The sequence below is a fragment of the Arthrobacter sp. Helios genome (assembly GCF_023167125.1).
GTDB lineage: Bacteria > Actinomycetota > Actinomycetes > Actinomycetales > Micrococcaceae > Arthrobacter_B > Arthrobacter_B luteolus.
On sequence record NZ_CP095402.1, the window covers coordinates 919,742 to 944,579 of the forward strand.

At 66.1% G+C, this 24,838-nt stretch carries 22 protein-coding genes and 1 tRNA gene; 20 read left to right on the plus strand and 3 right to left on the minus strand.

Annotated features, from left to right (window positions below; genetic code table 11):
* Positions 1 to 150: 150 nt before the first annotated feature.
* The 14 genes from ArtHe_RS04020 to ArtHe_RS04085 all read left to right on the plus strand — a co-directional run bounded on the left by ArtHe_RS04020 (position 151) and on the right by ArtHe_RS04085 (position 13,154).
* On the plus strand, positions 151 to 1,530 hold the full coding sequence (locus ArtHe_RS04020; RefSeq protein ID WP_248318869.1) for a cation:dicarboxylase symporter family transporter: 1,380 nt from the start codon (positions 151 to 153) through the stop codon (positions 1,528 to 1,530).
* 242 nt (positions 1,531 to 1,772) lie between these two features.
* Positions 1,773 to 2,153 (plus strand): VOC family protein, encoded by a 381-nt coding sequence (locus ArtHe_RS04025; RefSeq protein WP_248318870.1) that lies wholly within the window; start codon positions 1,773 to 1,775, stop codon positions 2,151 to 2,153.
* Positions 2,154 to 2,380: 227 nt separating this feature from the next.
* On the plus strand, positions 2,381 to 3,280 hold the full coding sequence (locus ArtHe_RS04030; protein WP_191748377.1) for an AAA family ATPase: 900 nt from the start codon (positions 2,381 to 2,383) through the stop codon (positions 3,278 to 3,280).
* 85 nt (positions 3,281 to 3,365) lie between these two features.
* Entirely contained in the window at positions 3,366 to 4,172 is an 807-nt protein-coding gene (locus ArtHe_RS04035; RefSeq protein ID WP_248319664.1) for a segregation/condensation protein A, read from the plus strand.
* Entirely contained in the window at positions 4,150 to 4,779 is a 630-nt protein-coding gene (gene scpB / locus ArtHe_RS04040; protein ID WP_248318871.1) for an SMC-Scp complex subunit ScpB, read from the plus strand. Before ArtHe_RS04035 ends, scpB begins: the two co-directional genes overlap by 23 nt.
* A 23-nt stretch (positions 4,780 to 4,802) precedes the next feature.
* Positions 4,803 to 6,017 (plus strand): pseudouridine synthase, encoded by a 1,215-nt coding sequence (locus tag ArtHe_RS04045; RefSeq protein WP_248318872.1) that lies wholly within the window; start codon positions 4,803 to 4,805, stop codon positions 6,015 to 6,017.
* A 3-nt stretch (positions 6,018 to 6,020) separates the two neighbouring features.
* Positions 6,021 to 7,130: a prephenate dehydrogenase gene (locus tag ArtHe_RS04050; protein WP_248318873.1), complete on the plus strand. Its 1,110-nt coding sequence runs from the start codon at positions 6,021 to 6,023 to the stop codon at positions 7,128 to 7,130.
* A complete protein-coding gene (gene cmk, locus ArtHe_RS04055) occupies positions 7,127 to 7,828 on the plus strand; it encodes a (d)CMP kinase (RefSeq protein WP_248318874.1) in 702 nt (233 codons plus the stop codon). Before ArtHe_RS04050 ends, cmk begins: the two co-directional genes overlap by 4 nt.
* A gap of 181 nt (positions 7,829 to 8,009) precedes the next feature.
* Complete coding sequence (gene der / locus ArtHe_RS04060) at positions 8,010 to 9,557, plus strand: ribosome biogenesis GTPase Der (protein ID WP_248318875.1); 1,548 nt, start codon at positions 8,010 to 8,012, stop codon at positions 9,555 to 9,557.
* 139 nt (positions 9,558 to 9,696) lie between these two features.
* A tRNA-Pro gene (locus ArtHe_RS04065) sits at positions 9,697 to 9,770 on the plus strand.
* 127 nt (positions 9,771 to 9,897) lie between these two features.
* Positions 9,898 to 10,287 (plus strand): metalloregulator ArsR/SmtB family transcription factor, encoded by a 390-nt coding sequence (locus ArtHe_RS04070; protein ID WP_248318876.1) that lies wholly within the window; start codon positions 9,898 to 9,900, stop codon positions 10,285 to 10,287.
* Between the two features lie 2 nt (positions 10,288 to 10,289).
* Complete coding sequence (locus ArtHe_RS04075; RefSeq protein ID WP_248318877.1) at positions 10,290 to 11,231, plus strand: cation diffusion facilitator family transporter; 942 nt, start codon at positions 10,290 to 10,292, stop codon at positions 11,229 to 11,231.
* Between the two features lie 43 nt (positions 11,232 to 11,274).
* Positions 11,275 to 11,766, plus strand: coding sequence for a nucleoside deaminase (locus ArtHe_RS04080; protein ID WP_248318878.1), 492 nt, complete (start codon positions 11,275 to 11,277; stop codon positions 11,764 to 11,766).
* 185 nt (positions 11,767 to 11,951) lie between these two features.
* Positions 11,952 to 13,154: a hypothetical protein gene (locus tag ArtHe_RS04085; protein ID WP_248318879.1), complete on the plus strand. Its 1,203-nt coding sequence runs from the start codon at positions 11,952 to 11,954 to the stop codon at positions 13,152 to 13,154.
* A 252-nt stretch (positions 13,155 to 13,406) separates the two neighbouring features.
* Here ArtHe_RS04085 and ArtHe_RS04090 read toward each other — a convergent pair whose 3' ends face one another.
* Positions 13,407 to 13,700 (minus strand): alpha/beta fold hydrolase, encoded by a 294-nt coding sequence (locus tag ArtHe_RS04090; RefSeq protein ID WP_248318880.1) that lies wholly within the window; start codon positions 13,698 to 13,700, stop codon positions 13,407 to 13,409.
* Between the two features lie 427 nt (positions 13,701 to 14,127).
* Between ArtHe_RS04090 and ArtHe_RS04095 the strand changes: the two genes are divergently transcribed.
* On the plus strand, positions 14,128 to 14,280 hold the full coding sequence (locus ArtHe_RS04095; protein WP_248318881.1) for a hypothetical protein: 153 nt from the start codon (positions 14,128 to 14,130) through the stop codon (positions 14,278 to 14,280).
* On the opposite strand, the gene ArtHe_RS04100 is transcribed toward ArtHe_RS04095, so the two are convergent.
* Together ArtHe_RS04100 and ArtHe_RS04105 are read right to left on the minus strand one after the other, a co-directional pair.
* On the minus strand, positions 14,273 to 15,886 hold the full coding sequence (locus ArtHe_RS04100; protein WP_248318882.1) for a glycerol-3-phosphate dehydrogenase/oxidase: 1,614 nt from the start codon (positions 15,884 to 15,886) through the stop codon (positions 14,273 to 14,275). The genes ArtHe_RS04095 and ArtHe_RS04100 overlap by 8 nt on opposite strands.
* Positions 15,853 to 16,497: a TetR/AcrR family transcriptional regulator gene (locus ArtHe_RS04105; RefSeq protein ID WP_248318883.1), complete on the minus strand. Its 645-nt coding sequence runs from the start codon at positions 16,495 to 16,497 to the stop codon at positions 15,853 to 15,855. The genes ArtHe_RS04100 and ArtHe_RS04105 overlap by 34 nt, the downstream gene beginning before the upstream one ends.
* A gap of 20 nt (positions 16,498 to 16,517) precedes the next feature.
* Between ArtHe_RS04105 and ArtHe_RS04110 the strand changes: the two genes are divergently transcribed.
* From ArtHe_RS04110 to ArtHe_RS04130, 5 genes are all read left to right on the plus strand, one after another.
* A complete protein-coding gene (locus ArtHe_RS04110) occupies positions 16,518 to 18,191 on the plus strand; it encodes an FAD-binding oxidoreductase (protein ID WP_248318884.1) in 1,674 nt (557 codons plus the stop codon).
* Positions 18,166 to 19,161, plus strand: a complete 996-nt coding sequence (locus tag ArtHe_RS04115) for a diacylglycerol kinase family protein (RefSeq protein WP_248318885.1) — start codon at positions 18,166 to 18,168, stop codon at positions 19,159 to 19,161. Before ArtHe_RS04110 ends, ArtHe_RS04115 begins: the two co-directional genes overlap by 26 nt.
* Positions 19,158 to 20,828, plus strand: a complete 1,671-nt coding sequence (locus ArtHe_RS04120; protein WP_248318886.1) for a GMC family oxidoreductase — start codon at positions 19,158 to 19,160, stop codon at positions 20,826 to 20,828. Before ArtHe_RS04115 ends, ArtHe_RS04120 begins: the two co-directional genes overlap by 4 nt.
* A gap of 299 nt (positions 20,829 to 21,127) precedes the next feature.
* Positions 21,128 to 24,289 carry an FUSC family protein gene (locus ArtHe_RS04125; RefSeq protein ID WP_248318887.1) on the plus strand — a complete coding sequence of 1,054 codons (3,162 nt, stop codon included), beginning with the start codon at positions 21,128 to 21,130 and terminating at the stop codon, positions 24,287 to 24,289.
* Between the two features lie 242 nt (positions 24,290 to 24,531).
* Positions 24,532 to 24,837: an urease subunit gamma gene (locus ArtHe_RS04130; protein WP_248318888.1), complete on the plus strand. Its 306-nt coding sequence runs from the start codon at positions 24,532 to 24,534 to the stop codon at positions 24,835 to 24,837.
* Position 24,838 lies beyond the last annotated feature (1 nt).

Here is a 24,838-nt window from a genome sequence, read left to right on the forward strand (position 1 = left end):
TGACCACAACCGTGACAGCGATCACATTGCGCGGCGACGATATTGAGGAGCGATCCCGTCCCCGGGGAACAGGCCGGCTCCGAAGACGGAGGCGGCGCAGAACCTGCCGTGCGGACGGATCAACAACCAAAGCCTAGGAGCCGTACCCCCATGGCATCTGCCACCCCTCCCAACGGCGCCGGCTCACCGACGAGCCGCCGCACCAAGGATAAAACGCATTTCCTCTACATTGCCGTCATCCTGGCGGTGGTCCTCGGCGCTGTCCTGGGCCTGCTGAGCCCGGACTTCGCCAAGGGGTTGAAGCCCATGGGAACGGCCTTCATCGCCCTCATTAAGATGATGATCGCCCCGGTGATCTTCTGCACGATTGTCCTCGGTATCGGCTCCATCGCCAAAGCGGCCACGGTCGGCAAGGTGGGTGGGCTGGCGCTGGGCTACTTCATCCTGATGTCCACCTTCGCCCTGGCCATCGGCCTGCTGGTGGGAAACCTGATCCACCCCGGGACCGGCCTGAACCTCGAAGCCAGCGCTGCTGATGCTCCCGCCGCTCCGGAGGACAGTGAAGGGCTGGTCGGATTTGTCCTCAGCATCATACCCGCCACGCTCCTGGCCTCACTGACCGGTGAGAGCATCCTGCAGACTCTCTTCGTTGCCCTGCTGGTTGGCTTCGCCCTGCAGAAGATGGGTCCCGCCGGTGCGCCCATCCTGACCGGCATCGGCCACCTCCAGAAGCTCGTCTTCCGCATCCTCGCCATGGTGATGTGGCTGGCGCCGATCGGAGCCTTCGGTGCGATTGCCGCCGTCGTCGGCGAAACCGGTGTAGGTGCGATCAAGAGCATGGCCGTACTGATGATCGCCTTCTACATCACCTGCATCCTCTTTATTGCCGTTGTCCTGGGCAGTGTGCTCAAGCTCTGCACCGGGGTGAACATCTTCAAGCTGATGCGCTACCTGGGCCGTGAATACCTGCTGATTTTCTCCACGTCCTCTTCGGAAGTCGCACTGCCGCGCCTGATCGCCAAGATGGAACACCTCGGCGTTTCCAAGCCAGTGGTCGGCGTGACCGTTCCCACCGGCTACTCGTTCAACCTGGACGGCACGGCCATCTACCTGACCATGGCGGCTCTCTTCGTGGCCTCGGCCATGAACAAGCCGCTGGAATTCGGTGAGCAGATCTCCCTGCTGGTCTTTATGATCATCGCTTCCAAGGGTGCGGCCGGTGTCACCGGGGCCGGTCTGGCCACGCTGGCGGGCGGCCTGCAGTCCCACCGCCCGGACCTGGTGGAAGGCGTCGGCCTGATCGTCGGAATCGACCGCTTTATGTCCGAAGGCCGCGCGCTGACCAACTTCACCGGCAACGCCGTCGCCACCGTCCTGATCGGCACCTGGACCAAGGAAATCGACAAGGAGCAGGTCAACGCCGTCCTGAACCGGGAGCGCCCGTTCGACGAAGCCACCATGGATGACGATCACCACCAGCCCGCGGCTCCCGCAGCGGATCCCGAGCTGGAAACCGCCACGGTCCGCTAAGACCGCTCACAGCTTCGGTATCCGGTGCAGGGTCCGGATACCGGGCCAAAGGGCGCTCCCGCAGTCAGCGGGGGCGCCCTTTGTGCTGGGCGGGGCAGCCGGGTGTCCGGGGCGATGTTGGGGAACCCCTACCGGGCGGCGGCCGCCGGCGGGGACAATGGTTGGATCAGCACAAATCCGCCTGGGAGGGTACGCCCGCAGGAGGAAACGCTCTCCCAGGCTCTTGAGAAGGAGGGGTTATTTTGCTGAAGGAACAAGAGATCATGGCGGTCCTCCCCGCCACGGACATGGCAAGGGCCAGCGATTTCTACGGAAACGTGCTGGGCCTCGATCCGCCGCAGGTCCTGGACGATGAGAACCTGCTCTATCACAGCGGGAATGGAACGGGATTCCTGCTGTACAAAACCGACAACGCCGGCAGTGCCAAGAACACCCAGATGGGGTGGGAGACCAACGATCTTGACGGTGAAGTGGCCGATCTTCGGAGCCGCGGCGTTGTCTTCGAGGAGTACGATTTCCCGGGCCTGAAAACAGAAGGCGGCATTGCCTCGACTCCCGTGGGGAAAGCCGCCTGGTTTACGGATACGGAGGGCAACATCCTGAACCTTTTCCAGCGCTTGTAGCCATCCGGGCGCTGGGTCCCTTTCAGTGGTTCCAGCCGGCTGCCCCGGCGACGGCGGCTGGCCTGCTGAGGGCGGGTCCGGTGCCCGCCGTCCAAAGCTTCTAGTTAAGGTTGAGCGTCAAGGCTCGCGGCGTTCCACGCCGCTGATTCGCGGTATCGGTGTTGCACAGTTGTAATCTTGGAGAGGACAGCCGCAGGACAGCTAGAGACGGAAGCGTGGATTTATACGTGAGCAGCGAACAGAGTTCCACAACTCTGCAGGGGCCAACGCAGGGCGCAACCGATGAAGCCATGGGTCCGACCGGCCGCCCGCTGACGGAATTCCCCGAGCCTCCGGTCCTGACCTCCCACGGTCCGGCCCGCATCATCGCCATGGTGAACCAGAAGGGCGGAGTCGGTAAAACGACGTCGACCATTAATCTTGGTGCCGCCCTCGCCGAAGCCGGACGGAAAGTCCTGCTGGTGGACTTTGACCCGCAGGGAGCCCTCTCCGCAGGGCTGGGTACCAACCCGCATGAACTGGACGTGACCGTCTATAACGTGCTGATGGACCGCAAGGTGGACATCCGCGATGCCATCCAGGAGACGCACGTCGAGAACATCGACCTGCTCCCCGCCAACATCGACCTCTCGGCCGCAGAAGTCCAGCTGGTCAACGAGGTAGCCCGCGAGCAGGTGCTGGAGCGCGCGCTGCGCCGGGTCTCGGATGACTACGACGTCATCCTGATCGACTGCCAGCCTTCCCTGGGCCTGCTGACCGTGAACGCGCTGACCGCCGCCCACGGCGTGATCATTCCGCTGATCTGTGAGTTCTTCGCCCTGCGCGCGGTGGCGCTGCTGGTGGAAACCATCGAGAAGGTCCAGGACCGGCTGAACCCGGGACTGCAGGTCGACGGCGTGCTGGCCACCATGTACGACGCACGGACCCTGCACAGCCGCGAAGTGATCGGCCGCCTGGTCGAGGCCTTCGGCGACAAGGTCTTCGAGACCGTCATCAAGCGCACCATCAAGTTCGCCGACGCCACCGTCGCCGCCGAGCCGATCACCTCCTACGCCGGCAACCACGCCGGTGCGGAGTCCTACCGCCGCCTTGCCAAGGAACTGATTGCCCGCGGCGGCGCACCCTAGCCTCGCGGCGGACGCCGGGGCAGGGGAGACCCAGGAGCAGGCAGCAGACGCAGACGGACACCAGCCCGGCGGATTTGAAGTCCGGCTGGAAAACTTCCGCGGACCCTTCGACGTGCTGCTGGGCCTGATCTCCAAGCACGAGCTGGACATCACCGAAATCGCCCTGGCCACGGTCACGGACGAGTTCATTGCCTATATCCGTGCCCTGACCGCTTCCGGCCAAGGTTGGGCCCTCGATGAAGCCAGCGAGTTCCTGGTTATTGCGGCCACGCTCCTGGACCTCAAGGCAGCCCGGCTGCTGCCTGCCGGGGATGTGGAAGACGACGAAGACGTTGCCCTGCTGGAAGCACGGGACCTGCTCTTCGCCCGGCTGCTGCAGTACCGCGCGTTCAAGGAAGTGGCTTCGCTGATGGGCACCCGGCTGGCCGAGGAAGGGCTGCGGTTCCCGCGCGATACCGCCCTGGAACCGCACTTGGCAGCGATGCTGCCGGAGCTGGTCTGGCGGACACCGCCCGAAGAATTTGCGCGGCTGGCGGTCAAGGCGCTGGAACCCAAACCCGGAATACCCACCGAAGTGGGGCTGGCGCACCTGCACGCTCCGCGCGTCAGCGTCCGGGAACAGGCACAGATCATCAGCGGCCGCCTGGCGGAGCGCAGCCCGCTGACCTTCACCGAACTCACCGGCGGGGCAACACCGCTGGAAACCGTGGCCCGGTTCCTGGCCCTGCTGGAAATGTTCCGGGACGGAGTCCTGGCCTTTGACCAGCCGGAGCCGCTGGGCGAACTGCGGATTATCTGGACCGGGGCACCCGGTGCGGATGGAGAATGGTCCGCGGAAGCGCTGACGGAAGAATACGACGAGGAGATGCATGCAGCACCCGCCGACGCCTGAGCCGAACAGCATCCATTCCCGGCCCGGCGGACTCCGGGCAGCGGCGGAAGCCGTGCTGATGGTGATCAACGAACCCGTGACCGCCGCCCAGCTGGCCGCAGCCCTGGAGGTTCCCGCAGCCGAGGTGGCCCAGGTCCTCGCCGATCTGCGCGAAGACTATGACGGCTATACTGGGGGTGGATCCACCGGGCTGCGCGATTCCCAACCGCGGGGCTTCGAGCTCCGCGAAGTGGCCGGCGGCTGGCGCATTTACTCGCGTCCCGGCTTTGCGGACATCGTCGGGCAGTTTGTGCTGGAAGGGCAAAGTGCCCGCCTCTCGCAGGCAGCACTGGAAACCCTGGCCGTGATCGCCTACCGCCAACCGGTGTCCCGGGGACAGGTATCAGCTATCCGGGGAGTCAACGTGGACTCCGTGGTCCGAACGCTTATCCAGCGCGGGCTCGTCGAGGAAGCGGGTACCGAACCGGAGACCGGTTCGCTGCTCTACGTCACGACACCGTACTTCCTGGAGAAACTGGGGCTGGGCAGCTTGGAGGAGCTGCCGCAGATCGCACCCCACCTGCCCGGGCTGGAAAACCTTGCAGAATTTGAAGAGACTACTTACTAACCGCTACACCCGAAGGATTCTTAATGACACAGGCACCCCGTTCCGGAGCAGGCCGCAGCAATCCGCGCGGCGGAGGGGCCTCAGGCGGCAGCCGGGGCTTCGGCAAGGGCTCCAAGCCCTCCACCGGCCGCACCGGCGGACCGAAGTCCGCGTCGGACCGCGGCGCCCCCTCCGAGGGCTACAAGTCCGACGGTTTCAAGTCCGGTGCACCCCGGTCGGGCGGTTTCAAGTCCGGTGCGCCTAAGTCCGGCGGTTTCAAGCCGGGCGCACCCAGGCCGGCCCGCGACGAGGCGCCCGCAGCTGACGGCTACCGGTCCGGCGCCCCCAAAACCGGCGGTTACAAGTCCGGTGCGCCTAAGTCCGGTGGCTTCAAGTCCGGCGGTCCCAAGAAGGGCGGCGGCGACCGTGCCTTCCGCAACGAACGCTTCGGACAGAACCTGGGCCCGGTTACCAAGCGTCCGCACACCCGCCGCCCGGGCAAGCCCGTGGTGTCCGAACATCACGATCCCGAAGGCATCCGGCTGCAGAAGGTCATGGCCAGTGCAGGCGTAGCCTCCCGCCGCGTGTGCGAGGAAATGATCCAGGAAGGCCGGGTGGAGGTCGACGGCGAAGTCGTTACCGAACTCGGTGTGCGCGTTGACCCCAAGACGGTTTCCATCCATGTGGACGGTATGAGCCTGCAGCTGGACGAGACGCAGAAGTACTACGTCTTCAACAAGCCCCGCGGCGTCATCTCCACCATGGAGGACCCGGAAGGCCGTCCCTGCATCAGCGACTACCTCAAGAGCACCAACAAGCATGAGCGCCTCTTCCATGTCGGCCGCCTGGACAACAACACCGAGGGCCTGCTGCTGCTGACCAACGACGGCGAGCTGGCCAACCGCCTGACCCACCCCTCCTACGAGGTTCCGAAGACGTACCTGGTGCAGGTCCGCGGTCCCATGGCCCACGGCGTCGGCGCCCAGATGCGCGAAGGCCTGGAACTCGAAGACGGTTTCGCCAAGGTGGACTCCTTCCGCCTGGTCGATTCCACTCCGGGCCACATCCTGGTGGAAGTTGTGCTGCACTCCGGCCGGAACCGGATTGTCCGCCGCCTGTTCGAGGCCGTTGGACACCCGGTCGAGCGCCTGGTGCGCACCCAGATGGGTCCGATCCGCCTCAACGACCAGCGCCAGGGCAGCATCCGCGTCCTCGGCCGCCATGAAGTGGGCCACCTGCTGGCTTCCGTAGGGCTGTAGCCGGTGACGGTACTGGTTAACGGGGGTACACACCTGTCCGGGCCGGTCCTGGTGATCGGCACCGGCCTGCTCGGCGCCAGCATCGGCCTGGGCCTGCGGGCCCGGGGGATCGACGTCGTGCTCTCGGACATCTCTCCCTCCACAGAGGCGGTGGCGAAGGACATCGGTGCCGGGCGGCTGCTGTCCGGCGTCGAGGCGGGCTTCGCGCCCCAGCTCGTTGTTGTCGCAGCTCCGCCGGATGTGACCGCGCCCCTCGTGGCGCAGGCGCTGAAGGACTGGCCGTCCGCCGTCGTCGTCGACATCGCCAGCGTGAAGGCCGCCGTCCTGGCCGGCCTCGAAGGCACCGGAGCCGACCTGTCCCGTTATGTGGGAACGCACCCGATGGCCGGACGCGAAAAGTCCGGTCCGGTGGCCGCCCTGGGTGACCTTTTTATGTCCAATCCGTGGGTGATCTGCGCCGGGGAGCACAGCTCAGCCGAGGCGGTGAAGACCGCGGAGGCCCTGGCCATCGACCTTGGTGCCGTTGTGTCGCGCATGGACGCCGAGGACCATGACCAGTCCGTTGCGCTGATTTCGCACCTGCCGCAGGTGATGTCCTCGCTGGTGGCCAGCCGGCTGCAGGAAACTCCTCCGTCGTCGCTGGCGCTGGCCGGCAACGGGCTGCGCGACGTGACCCGGATCGCGGCCAGTGATCCGAAGCTGTGGGTGCAGATCCTCAGCGGCAACGCGCCTCGGCTGGTCTCCATCCTGCAGGGGGTACGCGAGGACCTGAACCGGCTGATCAACACGCTGAAAAACCCGGAGGCGGACGGCGCCCGGCTGGACATGGCCCAGCTGATCGCGGAAGGCAACACCGGACAGGCCCGGATTCCGGGCAAGCACGGAACACCGCCGCAGTCCTTTACCAGCTTCACGGTCCTGGTTGATGACACCCCGGGCCAGATCGCGCAGCTGCTGACCGAAATCGGTGAAATCGGCGTCAACCTGGAAGACCTCCGGCTGGAGCACGCCTCCGGACGCCAGGTTGGCCGGGCGGAAATCTCGGTTCTGCCGAGCAAGGTGCACGGGCTGGTCAGTGAACTGACCTCGCGCGGGTGGAAGGTAGTGGAGTGAGCGAAGAACGTAATCCGGCCCAGTTCCGGCTGGGCAAGCCACTGGTGGTCGCCATCGACGGTCCGTCCGGATCCGGCAAGTCCAGCATCAGCCGGGAAGCGGCCCGCCGTTTGCGCGCCGCCTACCTCGACACCGGTGCGATGTACCGTGCCGTCACCATCGCCTGCATGCGTGCCGGGATCGACCTGACCGACGCCGTCGCCGTCGAGGCCGCCACCCGTGCGGCGGACATCCAGCTGAGCACCCACCCTGACCAGGAATGGGTGCGGGTTGGGGGAGAGGACGTCACCCAGGCGATCCGCGAACCCGAGGTGTCCTCCAACGTCAGCGCCGTGGCCACCACCCTCGGTGCCCGCGCGGACCTGGTCCGCCGGCAGCAGCAGCTGATCAAGGACTCCGGACTGCGCATCGTCGCCGAGGGACGGGACATCACCACGGTGGTGGCGCCCACGGCTGAGGTGCGGATCTTGCTCACTGCTTCGGAAGAGGCACGCCTGCGCCGCCGCGGCGTCCAGCTGGGCGGATCACAGACCGCCGCGCAGCTGCGCGAACAGGTCCTGACCCGCGATGTAAAGGACTCCACAGTGGTGAACTTCCAGAAGGCGGCCGACGGCGTGGTGACCATCGATTCCTCCGACCTGGACTTTGAAGAAACTGTCCAGGCAGTCCTGGACGTTGTCTACAGCAGCACACACTGACATTTGCAGCGGTGAAGCGCCGGGCCCCAATGGGGTCCGGCGCTCCTTGCCGTGTTTCAATGGACTGGTGGCTGCACGGGAATCTTCGTGCATTAACCCCAAAATACTTACCCGGGCTGAACGTCCGGAGACGGCCGGGCGCGTATGTGCTGAGGCCTCAACGGAAAGAAAGCAATAGTTTATGAACGCCAACCCTACCTTTGACGGCGACTCCGGCGAGGAGTACGTGCCCGCAGGCGAGGACCAGATCGACGAGCGGCTTGCCGCCCTCGACGACGACGAAGCCGAACTGCGCGCGGAAACCCTGCGCGCCGGGCTCTCCGACTACGAACTCGATGAGGAAGACGCTGCGCTGCTGGCCGGCGGCTTCGACGAGATCGACGATGACGCTCCGGTCCTGCTGGATCCCGTGGTCGCCATTGTTGGACGCCCGAACGTCGGCAAGTCCACCCTGGTTAACCGCATCCTGGGCCGCCGCGAGGCGGTAGTGGAAGACACCCCGGGTGTCACCCGCGACCGCGTGTCCTACCCTGCCACCTGGAACGGCGTGAACTTCACGCTCGTAGACACAGGCGGCTGGGAGCACGACGCCCGCGGCATCCACGCCCGCGTCGCCGACCAGGCCGAGATCGCCGTCGACGTCGCCGACGCCGTGATGCTGGTTGTTGACGCCACTGTGGGTATCACCGCCACCGACGAAGCCGTCGTGAAGATGCTGCGCAGCAAGGGCAAGCCAGTCGTCGTCGTTGCCAATAAGGTGGACGACATCCAGAACGAAGCCGACGCCTCCACCCTCTGGGGCCTGGGCTTCGGCGAGCCGTACCCCGTCTCCGCGCTGCACGGCCGCGGCACGGCCGACATGCTCGACGCCGTCCTGGACGTCCTGCCGGAGTACTCCGCGTACGGCGGGCTGGACCGCAGCGGCGGCCCGCGCCGCATTGCCCTCATCGGCCGCCCGAACGTCGGCAAGTCCTCCCTGCTGAACAAGCTCGCAGGTTCTGAGCGTGTGGTTGTGGATGACACGGCCGGCACCACCCGCGACCCGGTCGACGAAATGATTGAACTGGGCGGGCGCACCTGGCGCTTCGTTGACACCGCCGGCATCCGCCGCCGCCAGCACATGGCCCAGGGTGCCGACTTCTACGCCTCCCTGCGCACGCAGGCCGCGCTGGAAAAGGCGGAGGTCGCCGTCGTCCTCCTCGCCGTGGACGAAGTCCTCTCCGAACAGGATGTGCGCATCCTGCAGCTCGCCATCGATTCCGGCCGCGCACTGGTGCTGGCGTTCAATAAGTGGGACCTGCTCGACGACGAACGCCGCCGCTACCTCCAGATCGAGATTGAGCGCGACCTGGCACACGTTGAGTGGGCGCCGAGCGTAAACATCTCCGCCAAGACCGGCTGGCACAAGGATAAGCTCGTCCCCGCCCTGGACCTTGCCCTGGAGAACTGGGACAAGCGCATTCCCACCGGCAAGCTCAACGCCTTCCTGGGCGAACTCGTGGCAGCCCACCCGCACCCCGTGCGCGGCGGCAAGCAGCCCCGCATCCTGTTTGGCACGCAGGCCTCCTCGCGTCCGCCGAAGTTCGTGCTCTTCACCACCGGGTTCCTGGATCCCGGCTACCGCCGCTTCATCACGCGCCGCCTGCGGGAGACCTTCGGCTTCGAAGGCACGCCTATTGAGGTCAACATGCGGGTGCGCGAGAAGCGCGGCAAGAACAGCAGGCGCTAGCAGTCTTTAGCATAGGGAGCTGCCCCGGAGCCAATATGAACTCCGGGGCCGCCCCGATGCGGGGAATTCGGCAAGTCTGTTGTAGAGTATTTGAGTTGGTTCGGCCGGGAATGCTCCGGCTAGCGGGTCAATGAAGTAACGGGTTGTGGCGCAGCTTGGTAGCGCACTTGACTGGGGGTCAAGGGGTCGCAGGTTCAAATCCTGTCAACCCGACGATAAGCCTGATGGAACGTAAGTTCTGTCGGGCTTTTGTCGTTTCCGGGGGGTCTGCCACAGGATCCGCTGGGCGGCGCTGTGGGTTGGAGCTGGAGTCATCGCCATAATGCGATATGATCGCCCTATGGCGATCATAAAGCAGGGGTTGGCGCCCCTCGACGATGCGGCAACGGCCGCGTATGCACATCTGTTCCAGGCCTTCGCGGAGCCGACACGCCTCGCGATCGTCCAGCATCTCGCTTCGGGCGAGCACCGGGTCCGGGACCTGGTAGACCACATAGGCCTCGCCCAGTCGACGGTGAGTAAGCACGTCGGCTTCCTGGTTGAATGCGGCCTCGCGGCCATGCGTCCCGAAGGGCGTTCGACCTGGTACTCGCTGACACAGCCGGAGCTGCTGCGCACCCTCATCGCTGCCGCCGAAAACCTCCTCGACGCGACCGGCACACAGGCCACGCTGTGCACGCACCTGCGGCTCCCGCATACTCACACCGCGTCATTTGCGGAGGAGATATAGCCATGGGTGCAGGACATCATCACGGTGCCGCTGCCGGCGGATCCGGACATCCCGGGGACTTCCGCAGGAAGCTGTGGATCGCCTTCTCCCTGACGGCTGTCATCGTTCTTGCCCAGGCGGTGGGCTCGGTCATGACCGGCAGTCTGGCCCTGCTGACCGATACCGCCCACGCCGTCGCAGATTCGACCGGGCTCCTGGTCGCACTGATCGCCGCCACCCTGATGCTCAAACCCGCAAACTCCACGCGGACCTGGGGGTTCCGGCGGATCGAGGTGATCGCCGCTCTTGGCCAGTCGACCCTGCTTCTTGTGGTTGGAACCTATGCGGTCATCGAGGGCATCCGGCGGCTGTTCGAACCCGCAGAGGTGCCCGCCGGCGAGCTGCTCATCTTCGGCCTCGTTGGCCTCGCAGCGAACATCATCGCGATCGCAGTCCTTGCCTCCGGCCGGGACTCGAACTTCAACATGCGGGCGGCCTTTCTCGAAGTCCTCAACGATGCACTCGGCTCCCTTGGAGTGGTTGTCGCGGCAATTGTCATCGCCACGACCGGCTTTATGCAGGCCGACGCCATTGCCGGACTGCTCATCGCGGCCCTGATTGTGCCACGCGCCTTCAAACTCATGCGGGAGACGACCAGGGTGCTGATGGAGTTCACCCCCAAGGGCCTCGACCTGGACGAGGTGCGCACGCACATCCTCGAACTCGACCACGTCAAGGACGTGCATGACCTGCATGCCTCCACCGTCGCGACGGGCCTGCCTATCCTGACCGCCCACGTCGTCGTCGACGACGAGTGCTTCACCGACGGCCACGCTGCCGAGACGCTTGAACAGGTCAAGGCCTGCGTCGCCGGACACTTCGAGGTCTCGATCCACCATTCGACCTTCCAAATCGAGACCGAGCACATTGCCGAGCACGAGCCGGCGGGATGCCGGCACGGCTGACACGCGTCGCCTGCGTGGATGAATGCCTTGCTAGCCTGAGGCCATGACAACGTTCTACGAGCCCACCCCCACCGAACTGAACCACCTGCGCCGCTGCGCCGAACTTGCCCGCGCTGCCTGGGAGGACGGCGACGAGCCGTTCGGCTCGCTGCTCGTTGATTCCGACGGCAAAGTGCTCTTCGAAGACCGGAACCGCGTCAAGGACGGCGACGCCACCCGTCACCCCGAGTTCGAGATCGCCCGGTGGGCTGCCGAGCACCAAACCCCCGCCGAGCGCGCAGCCAGCACGGTCTACACCTCCGGGGAGCACTGCCCGATGTGCGCGGCGGCCCACGGCTGGGTGGGGCTTGGACGCATAGTCTACGCGGCCAGCGGCGCACAGCTCTCGGAATGGCTGACGGAGTGGGGAGTACCGGCAGTGCCGGTCGCCAACCTGCCGATCACCGCCGTCGTCCCCGGAGCTGAAACAGCCGGCCCGGTCGCTCAGCTGCGGGACGAAATGCGTGCGCTCCACGCACTCCAGAACGGGCGCTGAACCCACCTGCAGCGAGGGCGGGCGGTCCTGGACACACGGGTCTATGTCCCGGGCGAAGTTGCCTAACTTTTGGGTGGGAACCGCCGATTATTACTTCGGTGAGGGATCTGCCCCGCTACGGGTTGCCTGAACTGGTTACGAAGGATAAATGCGGTTAGCTGCACATGAATAAGGTAGGCCAAAACATGAGATCGTACCGGGAGACAAGTATTGAGACGTCTGCTCTGTGCGTTCTGTTCGTGGTTGTGATGTTGGTGTTGACCTTTTCCTTCACAGGTGAGGCCGTTCCCTTGTGGGAAAATGAGTCGACTATCAGTGCTGGAGATGTTCTCTTCGATCAGCTCGGATGGGTGCTGACTGTTTATATCACGGTCTTGTTGGGATTCTATGCTGCATCTTTGGGGAGACAATTTTACAGTGACCAGCAACTCGCTGATAAGTCCAGGAATGAGTTGGGATTCGCCGCTGAAATGATGACAGCGGCCGCGGCAACCATGATTGTCTTCATTGCTCTCGGGTCCTTCAACCGACCGGAACGCTTTGGGATGATCATTGTTGTTGTTCCAACATTCTGCCTGATGTTCTTTCTGGCCACGAACCTGGGTCGTTTTGTTGTGGTAGGCAAAGTATCTGCGAGCCGGCTTCATGGGGACTTGAGCAAGGTTGCGGCCAGGTCAACGGGATTGGGCAGGGGCGCGCGTGGACGGCCACTGCTGGTCATGGTGGGCAATGTCCTCTTCATCACCGTGGCAGCAGCTTTTCCGGCGTTCAACGAGCCGGCTCAGGTGCCTGGCGTTCTTCTTTTCAATTTAATTCCAACCACTGTGCTGGTGGGCGCATACGCTTATGCTCGGTACAATTTCCTCACAGAATTCTATACTGTCGTCAGATGGGGTTCATGGATATTTCCGCTTTGCGCTGTCCTCTCCTTGGTCATGACCGTGGCAGTTGCGTTGCTTGGCGAAATATCCATGCCGTGGGAAATTATCATTGCTCTCGCGTTAATTATGGTGTCCGTGCCGGTAAGTACTTTTATTTATTCCAGACGGGAAAAGTCTCGGATTCCGAATTGGTCGCTTAATGGTGCAGTCAACGCATTGGCACGTAAATCTCTGGCCGAGGCGAGCGTGCGGATATCTGGTGAAATCAATGATCTGGAGGACTCGCCAGGCAGCAACGTCGAAGCCGAACAGGTAGCCGAACGGGTACCTGTCTCTGTTGGTTGCAGCTGCAGTTCCCAGGGCGAAGCTATCGAACGCCTGCAGTCGCAGTTGGAAGGTCGGGAGCTTCGCGACACAAAAGCCCGCAGAATGGTTGCCGTTGGCTGCGCTGTATCGGTGGGGGCATTTCTCGGCTGGCGCGGGGGCACCCGGCAGGGCCGGCTCTAAGCTGGAACCTCCTGTCAGGAGGCACCGCGGACTACCAGCCGATCGACGCCGTGTCTTCCGTGACTGCCCCCATCCGGCCCTGGAACTGATGGCCCCCGGAAGGGTGCCGGCGCACGATGGCGGCAGCAGCGACTCGAGCCGGTCCACGTGATCAATGGGGACCGTGCCGTCGTCACGGCAATGGTGCAGGAACATCGGCAGACCAGCTGGTGCCTCGAAGCCGGGAGGTAACGCGTACTCGCCTGTCAGCCCTCAGGCCCCCAGAACGGCGTCGCCAGGAGGACCATGGCCCCGGGGCAACTCGCCGGGCCAGCCGTCCGCGAGCCGGAGCAGCAGAATCGACGCCCCGAAGGAGTGTCCAACGATTACCAGCTCCGGTCCGAGGGATTCCAACTGCCGGTCCAGCACTTCCCGCCAGGCCGCCGCAGACATGTCCCCGTCCGGGAAGCGCGGCATCTCAACGTTGTCCAAGGTGGACCGCAGCTCAGCGGCCAAGGCCTGGTCATCCAGCCAGCCCCCGGCACCGTGGACAAATAGGACTTTCATACTGCACGACTGTCCCGTACGCGACGTCTCCCATCCAGTCCCGGGGGGGGGGGGCGTTAACGACGACGACGGCTCACCTCAGCCGGAAGGCCGCGACAATATTCGCTGGATGAGGAAAACGCATGCCTGCCACCCGGTTGCCGCCGCTAGAATCGGGAACGGCCGTGCTGGAGTTAAAGGAGGTGGTACCCGTGAACGGATCGACGTTGGTGCTCCTCAGCGGGGTCAGGGCAGGGCGGTAGCCGCCCGGGCGCGCCATTCAGAGAGCACTCCCGAAAAGGCGCCACCATGCACTTCACTTCAGCAGAACAGAACGGCGACGTCGACTAACGCGAATTCACCCTCGGCGGGATCCCGGGCATCCTATGGGCGCCCGCCTTCGCCTCGGCCACCATCGAACTTCCCGATGCCGGAATGGCGGGCCGACATGGACGCTCTTCTGGCACTCCCCGGGATTCGCGGCCCGGTGGGGCTTTCGGGCGGCGTGACCGCCATTGGTATCCGGCTGGCGCTGGTCGAACCGCGCATCGCGGCCGCCGGCCTTTTCTCCGGGAGCTTCGTGCCTCGGATACTCAACTGACCTGCGTGAGCGCCTCGTCGACGAGCGACTCCACCGCCTCGCGGGCACCCGCACGATCGGCGGCGACGAGGCCGATGCGGGTGCGCCGGTCAAGCACATCGTTGGCGTCCAGTGCGCCTTCGGCGAGCACCGCGAATTCGATCTCAGCGCGGGTGACATCGATGCCGGGTGCAATGAGCGCGGCCGGGTTGGCGATGCGCGCCAGGGCGAGCACGGCGGGCGCCTCGGCGCCGAACCGTGCCACGAGCGAGGGTGGCAGAGCCGCATCCGTGGCACCAGATGGATCTGACCGCGTCACCGCAACGGGTGACCCCGGCGCGCCGACGAGCGGCAACGCGCGTGTGCGGCACTCGCCGCCGTTGAGTCCGCCGTGCCGCATAGCCAGACCCACGGCGTCCTCGGCCATCGCCCGGTAGGTGGTGAGCTTGCCGCCGAGCACGTTGACAATGCCGCCGGGAGAGACGCCCACATGGTGGCGCCGCGACAAGTCAGCCGTCGCGCCCCCGCCTGAGTCGATGAGGGGACGCAGGCCTGCGAAGGCGCCGAGCACGTCGACGCGCGCCAGCTCGCGTTCGAGTGCGGTGGAGAGCGTCGCGAGCAGGAAGTCGATCTCGCCGTCGGTCGGTGCCGGCACCTCCGGCACCGGCCCCGGTGCATCTTCATCGGTGAGGCCCACGACCACCCGTCCGAGCTGCTGGGGCAGGGCGAAGACATAGCGGCTGATGGAACCCGGGTGCGGCACTGTGAGTGCGGCGAGGGGATTTCCCATAGCCGCCGCGTCGAGCACGAGGTGTGTCCCGCGGCTCGGGCGCAGCCGGATGCCCGGGTCAATCTCGCCCGCCCAGACGCCGGCCGCATTCACGACGGTCCTGGCGCGCACCCGCAGCGATCCGCCGCCGAGCGCATCCTCGAGCAGGGCGCCGTCAGCCGTTACCGAGGTGGCCCGCATCCGCGTGAGGACAGCCGCGCCGAGCGCCGCCGCGGTGCGGGCTATAGCGATGACGAGCCGGGCGTCGTCGACGAGTTGCCCGTCGTAGGAGAGCAGCCCGCCGCGCAGGCCCTCGCGCCGGGTGGCGGGAGCGAGCCGCAGGGTCTCGCCGCGGCCGATGCGACGCGGGTGGGGCAGCACCGAGCCGGGGGTGCCGGCGGTCAGCCGCAGGCCGTCGCCGAGGCCGAACCCGAGGCCGCCGAGGACCCGCTGCCGCGTCGTCACCGCGGGCACGAGGGGCACGAGCTGGGGGAGTGTGCGGACCAGATGGGGTGCTGTGCGGGTCATCAGGAGGTGCCGCTCGATGGCACTCTCGCGGGCGACGCCCAGGTTGCCCGAGGCGAGGTAGCGAAGGCCCCCGTGCACGAGCTTCGAACTCCAGCGGCTGGTGCCGAACGCGAGGTCGTGCGCTTCGACGAGCACAACCGAGAGCCCACGCGCGGCCGCATCGAGCGCGACCCCGGCACCCGTGACGCCGCCGCCGATCACGAGCACGTCGACGGGGGAACCGCCTGCGCTGAGCGCGTCGAGCTCGCGCGCCCGGCGGCCCGCGTTAAGGGCGGCGGAGCCGGGTGCGGCCTGGCTTAGGGGCGCAGATGCCCGTCGAGTGCGTGCCATAGTTCAGTGCTCCAATGTGACTCGTCGATGAGGGTGGAGACGGTGTTGTGCGACAGGATCGCGGACTGTGCAATGAGCAGGAGCATGACCGAGATGTCCCCGGGGTTGCCTTCCCGGACGGTGCCGCCGCGCTGGGCGGCCGTGATCGCGGCGGTGAGCCAGTGCAGGATAACGCGCTGGCTCGTGCCGATGCGCTGCAGCGTGTAGCGCATAAACACCTCGGGTTCGCGTTCGAGCAGGCGGCCGTAGAGCGCATCCTCGCGGAAGAGCTCCGAGAAGCGCAGCACATCGCGCACGATCTCGGCCCGGGTCGTTGCGGGCGCGCCGAAACCGTCAATGATGCCGACGGCGGCGCGCAGCAGGGCAGCGCGAACGATGTCGTCGGCGCTCGCCCAGCGGCGGTAGACGGTTGGGCGGCTCACCGCAGCATTGCGGGCGACCTCCGCGATGGTGACGCCGTGCACTCCCCGTGCCGCGATGAGCTCGGCGGCGGCATCGAGCATCCGCTGCTCGGTCGCGTCCCATACGGGCCACTCAACGGCCTGCCTGGCAGACCAGGGGCGGGCCTGGGTACCTGAGATAGCACCTGCTGCGTCTTGACGATGTTCCATAATCTGTCACACTGTAACGCATGCTCGACGATGACGCAGCCCACAGTGTAAATCCCAGTGCCGCCCCCGGACCGATGCGCTGGAACGGCTGGGGTGACCCCGCCAAGGCCAAAGACCTGCCCGGCGCGGTGCGGGCTCTGCTGCCCGTCAAGCTTGGCCGTATCCCGCGCCCCGCACCCGCCGTCTCCATCGATGAGGTCGAACTCGCGGACTCCGCTCTTTCCGAGGCCGACAGGCTTGCGTTGGCAGCCATCGTCGGCGAAGAACATGTGCGCACCGACCGCGAGGCACGCATCCGGCATGCGGGCGGTAAGTCAACGCTGGACCTGCTGCGGCGCCGCGAGGTGCGGCAGCACGCGCCGGATGCGGTCGTCGACCCGGCCGACGACGCCGAGATCGCCGCGGTGCTGCGGCTCGCGGGTGAGCGCGGGATCGCCGTAGTGCCGTTCGGCGGGGGAACGTCCGTTGTCGGCGGGCTGGACCCCGAGGGCGGGACCGGCCGCGGCGGCAGTCACCGCCGCGCCGTCGTCAGCCTCAAACTGCACCGGCTCTCCGGGCTCGTCTCACTCGACGTGCTGAGCGGCGAGGCGACCCTCCGCGCGGGCACGACCGCGCCGGAGGCTGAGGCGCTGCTTGCCGCGCACGGCTTCGAACTTGGGCACTACCCGCAGAGTTTCCGCTACGCGACGATCGGCGGTTTCTCGGCCACCCGCTCCTCCGGCCAGAACTCCTCGGGGTACGGCCGTTTCGACGCAATGGTCACGGGGCTGCGTGTTGTGACCCCGAGCGGCGAACTCGATCTTGGGCGCGCGCCGGGTTCGGCTGCCGGCCCCGACCTCGTGCAGCTTTTCCTGGGTTCCGAAGGTGCCTTCGGCGTCATCACCGAGGTACGGCTGCGTGTGCACCCGGTGCCGGAGGTGCGGCTGCACGACGCGTGGACCTTCCGCGACTTCACCGCGGGCGCGGACGCACTGCGGCAGGTCGCGCAGCTCGGCACCGGGCCGACCGTCATCCGCCTCTCCGATGAGGCCGAGACGGGGGTGAGCCTCGCGCAGGTGGGGCGCATCGGCAAGGCGCTCACGAAGGGATGCAGCGTCATCACGGTCTTCGAGGGCGAGGCCGCCATCACGGCCGACCGGCGGGCGCGCACGGCCGCCGTCCTCACGGCCGCGGGTGGGACGCACGCAGGAGAGCGGCCAGCCGAAGAGTGGGTGCACGGCCGGTTCAACGCGCCGTACCTGCGCGATTCGCTGCTCGATCACGGGGTTTTCTGCGAAACCCTGGAGACCGCCACGACCTGGTCCAACCTCGAGCGGCTGAAGCGCGAGGTTACCGAGGCGATCACCCTCGGCTTCTCCGCGCACCGGGCGAAATCGCTGGTGCTTTCCCACGTCTCGCACGTCTATCCCACGGGCGCTGCGCTCTACTTCACGGTCCTCGCGGGAGTGAAGGGCGACGCCCTTGAGGTCTGGGACGAGGTGAAGCCGCGCGTGAACGACGCAATCATGGCCGGCGGCGGCACGATCAGCCATCATCACGCCGTCGGCCGCGACCATGCCCCCTGGCTAGAGCGCGAGATCGGCGGACTCGGCCTGCGCGTGCTCAGCGCGGTGAAGGCCGAGCTCGACCCCGCCGGGATCCTCAATCCGGGTGCGCTGCTGGCGGCAGGTGCCGCCGAAACCCGGAGCCGCTGAGGTGCCCGGGCACATCGCCTTGCTCGTGAATCCGGTGTCGGGCCGTGGCCGCGGCACCACAGCGGCCGATACCGCGGTCGCCCGGCTCCGTGAGCTCGGCGCCGAGGTGCGGGAGTTCACGGGCACCTCCGTCGACGACACCCGCGCCCTGGCCTCCCAGGCGGCCGCCGGCCGGCCCCGCGCCCTCGTTGTGGTCGGCGGCGACGGCACCCTGTCGTCGGTGCTGGACGTGGTCGTCGGCGCAGGCATTCCCATTGCACTCGTGCCGGCAGGTACCGGCAACGATCTCGCCCGCGCGCTCGGGCTCCCGTACGAGTCCTCTGCTGCCGCCGTCGCAGCTGCTGCCGAACTCGCGCTCAGCGGAGTGCCGCGCCGCATCGACATCGGACTGGCTGAGACGGCTGGCGGGGTGCGGCGGTTCCTCACGGTCGCAGCGCTCGGCTTTGATGCCCGGGTGAGCGAGCGCACCAACCGCCTGCGCTGGCCGCGCGGGACGGCGCGCTACTACCTTGCCCTTTTCGTGGAGCTCGTCCGGCTGCGCCCGGTGCCGTTTTCAATCGGCGTCGACGGTGCACCCCGGCAGCACCTGCCGGGCACCCTCATAGCAGTCGGCAACACGGCGAGCTACGGCGGCGGCATGCCCGTCTGCCCCGCCGCCAACCCGTGCGACGGACTGCTCGAAATCACACACATCGCGCCGCTTGGCCGCCTCAAACTCATCCGCCTTTTCCCGCTGCTGCTGCGCGGCCGTCACATCGAACGCAGCGAGGTGACGTCGACGGCGGCCGGCACGATCGAAGTCGACGCGCCAGGGCTCGTGGTGTACGCCGACGGCGAGCGGCTCGGCGGCGGTGCGGTGCGCTTCTCGCTGCTCCCGGGCGCTCTCACGGTGCTGGTGCCCGGCACCGTGCCCGGCGCCGTGCCGGACGCCGCGCCGGACGCCGCCGTCGCCCCGCGGAGGCAGGTATGAGCAAGGCCATGGGCGGGGCCCGGTTTGACCATGACGTCGTGATCATCGGCTCGGGATTCGGCGGCTCGGTCGCTGCTCTTCGGCTCCGCGCCAAGGGCTACGGAGTGCACGTCTACGAGGCCGGCCGCCGATTCGCCGATGAAGACTTCGCGAAAACCTCATGGAATGTGCGCCGCTACCTGTGGGCTCCTGCGCTCGGGTGCTTCGGGGTGCAGCGCATTCACAAGCTGCCGCACGTTATGGTGCTCGCCGGTGCCGGTGTCGGCGGCGGCTCGCTGAACTACGCGAACACGCTCTACGAGCCGGGCGGGGTGTTCTTCGCCGACCGGCAGTGGGCGCACATCGCCGACTGGCGGGCCGAGCTCGCGCCACACTACGCGACCGCAAAACGGATGCTCGGCGTCGTCGAGGAGTATCCCCACGAGGGGCCGGTGGAGCGCATCATGGCGGGTGCCGCGGAAGATCTCGGCGTTGGCCACACCTTCCGGCGCGCCCCGGTCGGCATCTGGTTCGGCAAGCCGGGCGAGACGGTGCCTGACCCGTTCTTCGGCGGCGAGGGTCCCGGACGCACGGGGTGCACACTGTGCGGCAACTGCATGGTCGGCTGCCGCGTCGGGGCGAAGAACACGCTGGTGAAGAACTACCTTGCGCTTGCCGAGCGGCTCGGCACGGTGATCGAACCGCTCCGCACCGTAACCGAGGTGCGGGCGCTCGACGGCGGCGGATACCGGGTCACCACGGAACGCTCCGGTGCGTGGCTGCGCCGGGACCGGCGCTCGGTCACGGCAGAGCAGGTGGTTTTTGCCGCGGGAACCTGGGGAACGCAACAGCTGCTGCATCGCATGAAGGCCTCCGGCGCTCTGCCCGGACTCTCCGACTCGCTGGGCCGGCTCACCCGGACGAACTCTGAAGCGCTCGACGGCGCGGTCGCCGTCTCGCTGCCTGCTGGGCTCGAGCTCGCGCGCGGGGCCGCGATCACCACTTCGTTCCATGTCGACGAGACGACGCATGTCGAGAATGTGCGTTACGGTCCGGGCTCGAACCTCATGGGCGGGCTCGCGACCGGACTCGTGCCGGGTGATGCCCCACTCCGTGCGCGGCTCGCCGCCCTCATCGGCGGGTTCCTCCGGGCACCCGTCACGGCCCTGCGGCTCGGCTCGCTCCGCCGCTGGAGCGAGCGGGGCATCATCGCGCTCGTGATGCAGACAGCCGACAACTCGCTCACGCTCTCGCTGAAGCGGAGCTTCGGCCGCCGCGTGCTCACGAGCGCGCAGGGACACGGTGAGCCGAACCCGAGCCACCTCCCGGGTGCGCACCGGGCGGTCCAGGCCATCGCCGCCCGGCTTGAGCGCGACGGCGGTGTGCCCGCGGCGGCGCGCGGCTCATGGCCCGAGGTGTTCGGCATCCCGATGACCGCACACTTCCTGGGCGGGGCAGTCGTCTCGGACTCGCCCGAGCACGGCGTCATCGACCAGTTCCACCGGGTGTGGGGCCATCCGGGCCTGCACATCGTCGACGGGGCGGCGGTGCCCGCGAACCCGGGCGTGAACCCCTCGCTCACGATCACCGCGCTGGCCGAGCGGGCGATGTCATTCTGGCCACGCCGCGGGCAGCCGGACGTCCGGCCCGGGCAGGAGACCCTGCATTCCGGCGTCGAACACCGCTAATACCGTGAGTTCCGTCAGCCCGCCGATACACCTGACCGAACGTGTGCTTCGTCGGGCGTTGTCGTTTCCGGACCTCGCTTTCCACTTCCGCAGACCTTTAGGCTGGCCCCGTGGACGCCGTGTGGGTCTCTCTAGGTGTCGTCGTTTTGGGTCTGACTCTCCTCGACGTGTTCCTTACCGCGCTTGACTACGACGAAGCGGGTTTTCTGGCCGGCCGACTGGCCAAGTGGCAGTGGAGTCTCACGAGGCAAATAACGCGCCGGATACCTCGGCGCCGGCGCCCAGCAGTGTTGCGGCAAGTGACCGGCCTTCAGATCATGGTCAGCATCCTGGCGTGGCTGAGCGGGGTGATCGTGGGATTTGGGCTGATCAACCTGGGTCTGATGCAGGGAACGTCCCAGCTCACGCCGAACACCGATGTGTTGCGTTTACTGTCGATCGTGGAAACGATCACGGGCGTTGTGCTCGTGTCACTGATCCTCACGTTTCTCCTCGGCACTTACGGAGTGATCAGCAATCTCCGTGCGCTGTCGGAGCAGTTCTTCAGCGCGGGCGGTGGGGTTGGCGAACCCATCGCGAGCCTGGAACCGTACTTTCCACACGGGAAAGCACGTGGCCTCGATTCTCATCTCCAGTCAATCTCGGAAAGCTTCAGCTCGTACAGCAACGGCATCCGCCTGCACCACGCCGCCTACTATTTCCAGAGCGGCCGCGACACCTTCTCCCTTCCGTACTCGATCCGCATGATGGGTGGGGTGATCGGCGGGCTGCGCTGGGGGTTGCCAGGGAGTAACGCCGTGACTCAAGCGCCAGCGCTGCTGCCCCTGACCCAGCAGTTTGAGCAATTTGAGGACTACATGCATCCGTTGCTCAACTGGACCAGCAGTGCGGTGCCGGAAACGGTGGAGCTGAAAGAATTTCGCCGGATGATCGCTTTGGACGCCCAGCGGCATGCCGTCCAGCCCGTCAGGAAGGCCCCCCGGTGGCACACGGCCGACGATGACGGGCTGGACCGGTGGGTGCGCGAATTCGCGAAAGTGAACCGTGAGATGTCCGCTCTTGTCCACGGCGAAGCGCTCGTCAATATTGAGGAGGCCTACCAGCGTTATATGGCCTGGCTGCCATTTGCGTACCGGGCGCAGCAATTCACAGCAGCCGTCAGCCGGGATCTCGACTATCAGCCAGTGCTCACGGGCGGTACAGCCGGCGACACGGAGGCAGCCGTGCCTGCCTCGCCGCCTCGGAAGCACCATGGATCCTGGTTAGCGCATCTCAGCCGTCGAATGACACTCATTGATCCTGGCAACATTCGGCTCCTCGGAGCCTTGAGGGCGCTGGGGGCAGCAACCGCGACGGTGTGCGTGCTCGGGCTAGGCTTCAACGCCTTCGGGCTTCCGCTCATGCCAGCGGCGGTATTCGGCGGAATGATCTCCATGTTCGCGGGTTTGGGTTCCGGGCGAAGCCCCGGCAAGAAAGGTCCGGCCCTATTGGCCGGACTCGTGGGGATCGTCCCTGTGTCCGCAGCGATCGGACTGAACGCCGTCATTCCCCGCGGGCCCCTCGCCTCGGCGATTGCACTGGTCGTGCTCGCCTTCGTGGGCATGGGGCTTGCCCAATTCGGCCCTGTTCTCCGGGGTATGGGACAACTCGCATTCTTCACTTTTTATTTTGCGTTGTTGCTTCGGCTGCGCCCGGGCGAAGCATGGCTCTACTTGGCGGCGGGTCTTGCGGGTGTGCTTATCGCGGTGCTCATTCAGGCGATCCCGGATCGTCACGCGCATTCACGGCTTGTGCTGGACGGTGTTAATGCCTTTGAACAACGAGTAGCCCGCCTCTTCAATCCGCTCATCGACGCCGTCTCGGCAGCACGCTGGGACCCTGACCTGCGCAGGCGCACGCAGGCAGAACTTAAACAGATTCATCACAACGCGGCCTTCCTGACCGGTCAACTCGCTGGGAACGATCCGGAGCTGGGTTTGACCATGGAGCAGACTGATGCCCTGCGGATGCGGGTGTTCGGTGCCGAACTCGCGGCGGTTAATCTTGCGGCCGCAGCGCGGGAAGCAACGGGGACGGGGGTCCGGCTCCAACTGCGTGGACATTTGGCAGGTGAGCTCGATCAGGTGCGGCGGCGCGTGGGGCACTATCCTGCGCTGCCATTATGGGCCGACAGGACCATGAACAGGGAGGTACCACCGGCGCCTTCACCCCTTGAACTCACCGAAGCACCAGCCAACTGGCCTGCACCAGCGCGTCGTCTGCAGCTGGCGATCAATGAGATGAGTGCTGCCGCCGAGGCATTGCAGAACACGCGGGCCGGTGATCTTGGTCCAGCAACGGGCGGGAACGCCGGCCCGGGCTCCGCTTCGGCTGAATCAGCTCCTACCGGCGCAGGAGTCCGGGACAGCACCGGAGAAAACTCCGGGAGCCACCAGACCACAGCAACGCCGGAGAGACGAAACCGGCTGCGGCGTGCGGTGCAGGCAGCACTCTCGACGGGGCTCGCGCTGTGGGTTGGATCGCTCGTCTCAGTGAGCTACCAGTACTGGGCAGCGCTGCCGGCATTCCAGGTACTGGGGGGAACCGACGGCGAAACTTTCGTGAAGGCGATGCAGCGCATCGTCGGCACCGTGGCGGGGGCGGCCGTCGGCTTTGGCCTGGCTATTGCTGTGGGTTCCCATCCGGCCGTGCTGCTGCCCGTTCTGGGACTATGCGTTTTTGCCTCGACGTATTTCCGCCCGGTTTCGGCACCACTGGCAACCTTTTGGCAGACCATGATGTTCGCCCAGCTTTACGAGCTGCTCGGCAAGCTCGACACCGAGACCATTGAGTTGCGCATCCTGGAAACCGTGATTGGGGCGGTCATTGCGCTGGCGGTTGCAGCGCTGATCTGGCCGACACATACACGGAGCAAATTAGCGGCAGACACTTCGCGGTTCGTGCGCACGGCAAAGGGAGTGGTGACCATGTGCCTCCTGCGTTTGAAGGGGAACGAAGCAGGAGCTTATGACGCTGCTGAATTCTCCCGCCAGGAACTGGTGATGACGGAACAACTGCGGAAGGTGCAGACAACCGCAGCACCGCTGCGCCGCTCGTGGGGGGCGCTCGATGTTCGCGGCGTTGAGGGGCAGCTGACGGCGTTATGGGCGCTCCTTTTCTACACGAACCACTTCATCGCGGCCGGCGAGAAGCTCTCGGCACGAGAGAACACACTTTCCCCGGAACAATGGTCGGAACTGCAGAGAATGACCGAGGACAATTTTGACGCCCTGCTGGCTGCCCTCGAAGGACGTTTGGCGGGCGTGGTGCATGGCGATCTGAGGCTGGCCCACGATGCTGTCTTCCCGCAGAGCCGGGACCTGCACAGGGTATTGCATGCACTGGAGCGGATCATGCAAACCACTGCGGTCCTCCTGCAGGACGTACAACCGTCACGGACCGATTCCGGATCAACCCGCTGAGAGCGCTGGGGATTTCCCAGCTGCCCAGAAGCGGCACAATCTACGATTCGGGCCGTCATCACACAGTCCGTGGCGGTTGAGAACGGATTCCCAACCCGAGTCTGGATAGGCCTGTGGGTGAAGCGTATGGTCGCAAGAGTGGGCCAGGGCGGCTGGCTTGGGGAGTCCCAGCAGCGGGCCCAAGCGGCAGCCTTGGGGGAGCGGAAACACCCCCTGAAACAACGGCGAACGGCGGATATGAAATGAACCTCACTCCACGCGAAATCGACAAACTCATGGTCTACCAAGTGGCGGAGCTCGCACGACGGCGGCGGGATCGGGGAACAAAGCTCAACGTAAGCGAAGCCACGGCTTTGATCACCGAGGCGATTCTCGAGGGGGCCCGCGATGGCCGCTCGGTCGCCGAAGTCATGGAACTGGGCAAGACAATCGTCTCTGAACAAGACTGCATGGATGGCGTGCGGGAACGGCTGGCCCTGCTCCAGGTTGAGGCGACCTTCCTCGACGGCAGCAAGCTCGTTTCCTGCCACGACCCGATCGGTGTCTAAG

What these genes read in the sequence shown, in the direction of transcription:
- ArtHe_RS04090 (WP_248318880.1), bottom strand. Translation starts at nt 13,700, where the DNA reads ATGAAAGTCCTATTTGTCCACGGTGCCGGGGGCTGGCTGGATGACCAG.
- ArtHe_RS04110 (WP_248318884.1), top strand. Translation starts at nt 16,518, where the DNA reads ATGCTCGACGATGACGCAGCCCACAGTGTAAATCCCAGTGCCGCCCCC.
- scpB (WP_248318871.1), top strand. Translation starts at nt 4,150, where the DNA reads ATGCAGCACCCGCCGACGCCTGAGCCGAACAGCATCCATTCCCGGCCC.
- ArtHe_RS04070 (WP_248318876.1), top strand. Translation starts at nt 9,898, where the DNA reads ATGGCGATCATAAAGCAGGGGTTGGCGCCCCTCGACGATGCGGCAACG.
- ArtHe_RS04100 (WP_248318882.1), bottom strand. Translation starts at nt 15,886, where the DNA reads ATGGCACGCACTCGACGGGCATCTGCGCCCCTAAGCCAGGCCGCACCC.
- ArtHe_RS04020 (WP_248318869.1), top strand. Translation starts at nt 151, where the DNA reads ATGGCATCTGCCACCCCTCCCAACGGCGCCGGCTCACCGACGAGCCGC.
- ArtHe_RS04085 (WP_248318879.1), top strand. Translation starts at nt 11,952, where the DNA reads ATGAGATCGTACCGGGAGACAAGTATTGAGACGTCTGCTCTGTGCGTT.
- ArtHe_RS04120 (WP_248318886.1), top strand. Translation starts at nt 19,158, where the DNA reads ATGAGCAAGGCCATGGGCGGGGCCCGGTTTGACCATGACGTCGTGATC.
- der (WP_248318875.1), top strand. Translation starts at nt 8,010, where the DNA reads ATGAACGCCAACCCTACCTTTGACGGCGACTCCGGCGAGGAGTACGTG.
- ArtHe_RS04130 (WP_248318888.1), top strand. Translation starts at nt 24,532, where the DNA reads ATGAACCTCACTCCACGCGAAATCGACAAACTCATGGTCTACCAAGTG.
- ArtHe_RS04045 (WP_248318872.1), top strand. Translation starts at nt 4,803, where the DNA reads ATGACACAGGCACCCCGTTCCGGAGCAGGCCGCAGCAATCCGCGCGGC.
- ArtHe_RS04095 (WP_248318881.1), top strand. Translation starts at nt 14,128, where the DNA reads ATGGACGCTCTTCTGGCACTCCCCGGGATTCGCGGCCCGGTGGGGCTT.
- ArtHe_RS04105 (WP_248318883.1), bottom strand. Translation starts at nt 16,497, where the DNA reads ATGGAACATCGTCAAGACGCAGCAGGTGCTATCTCAGGTACCCAGGCC.
- ArtHe_RS04080 (WP_248318878.1), top strand. Translation starts at nt 11,275, where the DNA reads ATGACAACGTTCTACGAGCCCACCCCCACCGAACTGAACCACCTGCGC.
- ArtHe_RS04075 (WP_248318877.1), top strand. Translation starts at nt 10,290, where the DNA reads ATGGGTGCAGGACATCATCACGGTGCCGCTGCCGGCGGATCCGGACAT.